At 60.3% G+C, this 2,500-nt stretch carries 3 protein-coding genes; 1 reads left to right on the top strand and 2 read right to left on the bottom strand.

What is annotated here, in order from left to right; genetic code table 11:
• The coding region (locus EKD05_RS25335; protein ID WP_165360993.1) for a hypothetical protein at nt 1-263 on the bottom strand (263 nt) is incomplete at its 3' end.
• A 450-nt stretch (nt 264-713) separates the two neighbouring features.
• On the opposite strand from EKD05_RS25335, the gene EKD05_RS25330 reads away from it, so the two are divergent.
• On the top strand, nt 714-1,271 hold the full coding sequence (locus EKD05_RS25330; RefSeq protein WP_129678413.1) for a class I SAM-dependent methyltransferase: 558 nt from the start codon (nt 714-716) through the stop codon (nt 1,269-1,271).
• Nucleotides 1,272-1,867: 596 nt separating this feature from the next.
• Here EKD05_RS25330 and EKD05_RS25325 read toward each other — a convergent pair.
• Nucleotides 1,868-2,500: Fic family protein (locus EKD05_RS25325; protein WP_165360992.1), on the bottom strand; the 633-nt coding region annotated here is incomplete at its 5' end.

The raw sequence follows: 2,500 nt of genomic DNA, 5'->3' as shown, positions 1-2,500 counted from the left end.
AGGGCGTTGGCGCGGTTCTGTTGTATGGGTGGGGCTTGCTCGTGGTAGCCGTTGCGTAGGGCGCGTAGCCCCGATGGTGAGAGTTTGCCTGCTGTTTTGGGGCGGCGCTTTTTGACCTCCTCGATAAATTCGGTTTCGCTTAGGCTGGCAAAGTCGTTTAGTTTTTGGCCTAGATTTTCTAAATCGAACTCGCTTTGCAGCCAGTCGAGGGTGTCCCGCTGTGCCTGTTGCTCGCGCTGCGTGATGGCGATGAGTTGCGTCACCGCTGGCTCGACTGCTTCGCGAATGGCGTCGGTTGCTGGTGCGATGGGGAGTTTTTCGATTGATGTCTTGCCCGCGTAGGTAGGGCTTGATGATCGCGGCACACTGGGGGTCGTCGCGGATCAGGCGGTCTCTGGTTGGGGTGTCGATGAGAAAGGCTTCGTTGAAGCCGGTCTTTATACCGTAGAAGGGCTTTACCCCGGCATACTCTGCGAGCGTTGGGCCGGCCTGGCGGATCTTCTCCATGAGATCATCAATGCCACTGGCCTCCAGGCTCCAGGCGTTGCGCCCGAGGCGGCGCTGTGGGACGCTGTGGCTGTACTGGGTGACATAGCTGTCGAGATTGATCACGCCGAGGGCGGCGCGTGGCCGGTGATTATCAGTCTCCAGGGAAGGTGCTTCGTCTTGATCGTAATAAAATCTGTGTACTGAGCATAATTTGAGGTGTTTACATGTATCAAGACATGACTTTCCTGGACTTCGGTTGCGGATGTGGCCGCGTCCTGCGCCATTGGAAATCGCGCGCTGCGCAGTTTCAACTCTATGGCGTTGATTACAATCCTGAGCTCGTGATGTGGTGCCGTCGCGTGACTCCCTTTGCCAGCATCGATCAGAACCGCCTTGAACCGCCACTGCACTATCCCGACGCTATGTTTGACCTGATCTATGCCTTCTCGACCTTTACCCATTGGGATGTCGCGCTGCAGATGGCTTGGATGCGAGAGTTCAGACGAATCCTACGTCCAGGCGGGTACATTTTGTTTACGACACATGGCGATTATTATCTACCGGCGTTACCACCAGACGCGCAGACCGCGTTTCTCAATGGACAGCCTTTAGGTGGTCCGTCACCTGATCCAAATGAGGTAGGTACGAATCGCTATGCCTCTTTTAGTCCATTCCAATATGTACGAGATGAACTCTTACAGGATTTTGAATTGGTCGAATCCTACCGGCGCGCATCGCGCGGCACGCCCTGGCAGGATGTCTACCTAGCTCGGAAGTCTTGAAAAGTAGCGCATGAACGTGCGGAGGCTGGTATGCGCACGCTGCTTGCTACGCGCTGCCGCCACTCATTGCAGCACCTGTCGTAGCTTCGTCCGTGGGGACACTACGCCATCCTGGATAGACAGGATCAGGCGCATTGTTGTGAGCCATAGAGCCAGCATGGTCTGTGCTGTGTGCAACGATGCGCTGGCTCGCTGTGCGTTACGATGCCCACCCGATGATCATGCGGTCTGATGGGATGGAGTGCCTTCAAGTCTGTCCGTTCTCGGCGAGGGTGTGCCACGCCTGCCCACGTTCTTTTGCTGGATCGCTGTGCTTGCTGCGACGATGGCCCAGCGCGAACCTGCGCGTGGGCGCAGACCCCTCTGCCTCAGCGTCCGGCTGGTTCGTCGGCCATCCCGATAATTTGCCACTATGGCAAATTATTCCCGCTGAACCCGGAAGCTGATGTGCCATAGTGGCAAAAAACAGCTTGACAGCGTGGCTGCCCTGGCGCATCATTGACCGATTGGCTAAGAGCGCCGGGTGAGGATCTGCCGATGAACCATACGGAAAAGGTCGCTGCGCTCGCGCTGTCTCCCGGCACTGCACCGCAGCGCTATGCTTCGCTTGGCGCATCCCGCGTGGTTCCCGGGGGACGGCCCCGCGGGATGCGCCCGTGAGCGATGTCGTCGTGGTAGCGGGCCAGCGCGGCTGAAGTGCTGTGCCAGCGCCCGCCGCGTTTGGAGCCTTCCAGCCGCCCTTTGCGAATGAGCAGCGCCAGGTATTCGGCACTGTAGGGTGAGGCCGCGGCCAGCGTGCTCAGGGGCAGCCAGAGCGCGTCTGGGGTGGCGTCGCAGGCTTCCAGATAGAGATCGAGGCCGCTTTCGACCGCACGACCCACCAGGTTCAGGAGCGGCCCGCAGCGCCCGCGATCCGCCTGTGCGAGGGCTTCCAGGTAGCCGAGCCGCCATTCTTGGAGCAGCAGGGCGGGTGGCGCACCGCCACGCATCAGGAGCAGATTGAGCAGCAGGCGTCCGGTGCGCCCGTTGCCGTCACGAAAGGGATGCACCGCCAAGAAGCCATGATGTGCCAGGGTTGCCCGCGTGATCAGGTCGTCCTGCTGCCCGTCAGCGTCAAGCCAGGCGAGCCACTGCGCCATCAAGGCGGGCACTTCCCGTGCCGGCGGCGGCTGCAGGAGCGAGCCCCGGATGCTGACCGCACCGCGCCGCCACTGCCCTGCTTCGTCCAG

It is taken from the genome of Candidatus Chloroploca sp. Khr17 (assembly GCF_004138165.1).
Lineage (GTDB): Bacteria > Chloroflexota > Chloroflexia > Chloroflexales > Chloroflexaceae > Chloroploca.
The sequence above is the reverse complement of the archived record's forward strand: the minus strand, read 5'-3'. Positions and strand labels throughout refer to the sequence as shown.